This window comes from Candidatus Anoxymicrobium japonicum, from assembly GCA_002843005.1.
In the GTDB taxonomy this organism is placed as follows: domain Bacteria; phylum Actinomycetota; class Geothermincolia; order Fen-727; family Anoxymicrobiaceae; genus Anoxymicrobium; species Anoxymicrobium japonicum.
Genome location: PHEX01000110.1, coordinates 1 through 3,098, shown reverse-complemented (window position 1 = coordinate 3,098; position 3,098 = coordinate 1). Strand labels below are relative to the sequence as shown.

3 protein-coding genes are annotated in these 3,098 nt (G+C 57.7%); all 3 read left to right on the top strand.

The genetic code is table 11. The features are described from left to right. The first annotated feature begins 68 nt into the window (after positions 1-68). Positions 69-1,013 carry a malate dehydrogenase gene (locus CVT63_08170; protein PKQ27408.1) on the top strand — a complete coding sequence of 315 codons (945 nt, stop codon included), beginning with the start codon at positions 69-71 and terminating at the stop codon, positions 1,011-1,013. Continuing rightward, positions 994-1,875, top strand: coding sequence for a fumarate hydratase (locus tag CVT63_08165; GenBank protein ID PKQ27407.1), 882 nt, complete (start codon positions 994-996; stop codon positions 1,873-1,875). Before CVT63_08170 ends, CVT63_08165 begins: the two co-directional genes overlap by 20 nt. A gap of 15 nt (positions 1,876-1,890) precedes the next feature. Next, positions 1,891-3,098 (top strand): hypothetical protein (locus tag CVT63_08160; protein ID PKQ27406.1); only part of this gene is annotated, 1,208 nt, incomplete at its 3' end.

Below are 3,098 nucleotides of genomic sequence, written 5' to 3'. Positions count from 1 at the left end.
GCGAAGAAAGCGCCTGCGAAAAAGACGCCCGCGAAGTGATGGAGTGACTCTCGCGAGGGGATAAGGCCATGGATAAAGTGACTATATTCGGCGCCGGGCATGTTGGCGCCACAACCGCTTTTTATCTCGCTCTTTCAACTGCTCTGGAAATAGCCCTCGTTGATATAGATGGAGGCAAAGCTAAAGGCCTGGCTATGGATATCGAGCAGTCACTTTCCTGCACGGGCTCAGACTCGCGCCTCGAGGGTGGAGACGACCCGGGACTCGCGGAACGTTCCGACCTTGTGATCATAACCGCCGGTTTTCCGAGGTTGCCTGGAATGTCCCGGCTCGATCTTACCGCGCGGAACGCTCCTGTTGTCGAAAGCATTGCGCGTGGTGTCGCGAGCAACGCGCCCGACGCCGTTCTGATAAACGTCACCAACCCTGTGGACGAGATGACCTATCTCGCCTGGAGGGCGTCCGGCTTCGACGAGCGCCGCATCATTGGCATGGCGGGCGTCCTCGACACCTCACGATTTGTGTACTTCTTGAACAGGCTCGCGTCCGTCCCGATGCGAGAACTGAACACGCTCGTGCTGGGCTCGCACGGCGATGACATGGCGCCGCTGGTGGACTGGTCACGAGTCGGCGACAGGCCGCTTGGCCAGGTTGTAGGAGAGTCGGAACTCGAACGTATTGTCGAGCGCACCCGGAACGGTGGAGCGGAGATTGTCAGTTGCATGGGCACAGGGAGCGCGTACTACGCCCCGGCTGTCGCCATCGGCACAATGGCGACAGCGGTTCTCAAAGACACAGGGCGCGTGCTGCCCGTCTCGGCGTACCTGCGTGGTGAGTACGGCATCGATGGCATATTTCTTGGTGTTCCCGCCAGGCTCGGCCGGTCGGGAGTTCTCGAGGTAGTCCTGCTGTCACTATCTGAAAGGGAGGTCGAGTCTCTCAAGGCGGCGGCCGCAGGCGTAAGCCGTCGTGTGTCCGAGATGGGAAAGGCTGTTGCCGATGAGAGTGATTGACGCTTCAAAGATAGGCGAGGCCATCGAGTCTCTCTGCCTTGATATATCAACAACTCTTGGCGACGACGTGAAAAGCGCGCTTGAGTTTTTCAGATCAGGTGAGCGCTCGGAATTGGGCCGTCGCGTGATAGATCTCATCATTGAAAACGCGCGCGTAGCGCTCGAGAAAGGAGTGCCTCTCTGCCAGGACACGGGCGTGTTTTCTGTTTATGTGACGGTGGGGGCTGAAACGCTCATCAAAGGCGACATCGAGGCCATCGCCGCGAGCGCCGTCGCGAGGGCGACGAAGCGTGGGGCGCTGCGATCGTCGATCGTGAATAACCCTTTAGACGAACGAGACAACACAAAAGATAACACACCGGCCATTGTGGACGTGACAATCTCGAATGATGAGAAATCGACCGTCGGCGTTCTCGCCAAAGGCGGCGGCTGCGAAAATGCGTCACGGATAGCGATGTTGTCACCGGGCGCCGGCTGGAAAGGCGTACGCGAGTTCGTCCTTGAGACAATCTCCGAGGTGGGCGCGGGGTCGTGTCCACCCCTGGCGCTTGGCCTGGGAATAGGAGGAAGTTTTGACCGCGCGCCGGCGCTCGCAAAGAGAGCGTTGCTCTTGCCGCTGAACTCATCTTCCACTTCTCAGAGCGGACAGCGCGAGAAACTGTCTCCCGCCGAAGGCGTCGCGATGCGAGAGGCGGAGCTTGTCGAAGCTGTGAATTGCCTGGGAATAGGCCCCGGCGCCCTCGGCGGGACTACGACGTGCATCGGCGCTCGAATACTCTCAGCGCCGTGCCACATGGCGTGCCTTCCAGTCGCGCTGAGCGTAAACTGTCATTCACTTCGCAGAAAAGTGATCGAGATATAGATGAGTGATGGACAGTTGGGCGACACGCTCATGGAGAAAGACGGTCAGGTCAAGGAGCTTCACGGCGGGGATCCATCAACTCAGGTATCCCTCGAGATATCCGCTTTCAGGAAAGTTTTCTTAAACCATGATTTCATGACGCTCTGGGTCGGGCAGGGTATATCCGGCATCGGGGATTGGGTCATTGTCGGCGTTCTTCTCGACTCGGTGTACCGGCTCAACAGTCAGTGGGGCCTGTTCTGGATGATGACTTTCAGGTTTCTGCCGGCATTCCTCTTCGGGCTGGTGGCAGGCGCGGTAGTGGATCGGATCGAGCGCAAGACGCTCCTTGTTCTGTGCGAACTGGTTCGTTGCGCGCTGGTTGTGGCTCTCGCTTTCGCGAACTCGCTGGCTCTCATCTGTGGACTGGTATTCGGCATCGAATGCTTTACCTTGTTGTTCGGCCCCGCCAGGGACTCTTGCATACCGGATCTCGTTGATACAGACGAAATAATGACCGCGAACTCTATGATGTCCACGAGCACTTACCTTACCATGGCGCTCGGAACGCTTATCGCGACTGTCATCCTCGGCATCGCGAGCCTTATCCACGAATTTCCGCTCGTCCGGTACGTAGTGGCGAACGAGGCGGTTTTCCAGCGCCAGTTCGCCTTTATCGTGGACGCTCTCACGTTCCTGGTGTCAGCGATGTTGCTGTTCACCATCGCTTTCCCGAAGCGTTCAATTCACCGCGAGGAGAAGCTGTCCGCCAGGTCTATCTACGTTGATCTCAAGGAAGGCCTCGCGTTCATGGTCGCCAACCCGCTCACGAAAGGGATCCTCGGCATCATGATAGTGGGGTTCATCGGTGGCGGCTCTCTGTACATCCTGGGCGCGCCTTTCGCAAAAGAGGTTTTGCGTTCCGAGGGCGCGAAGTTCCTTCTGGTCATCAGTTTTCTGATGATTGGCATTGTGGTCGGCGCCGGCATGACGCCATGGATGACAAAGCGCATGCCAGTGGAAAAATGGCTCATTCGCGCTGTCACGGGTTTCGGCGTTATCATGCTCGTGTTCGCCTTCAACGACTTCTATCCGCTTTCTCTGGCAATAATATTTGCCGGCGGATATTTGCTGGGCTACCTGATCGTATCTTCCTACACCCTTCTTCACCAGAACCTCGAAGAGGATATCCGAGGGCGAGTTTTCGCGGCTATGCAGACGATCATGCGAACGTGCCTGCTGGT

Bases quoted from the DNA above. Each gene is read 5' to 3' on its own strand.
- CVT63_08170 (PKQ27408.1), top strand. From the start codon at position 69: ATGGATAAAGTGACTATATTCGGCGCCGGGCATGTTGGCGCCACAACC.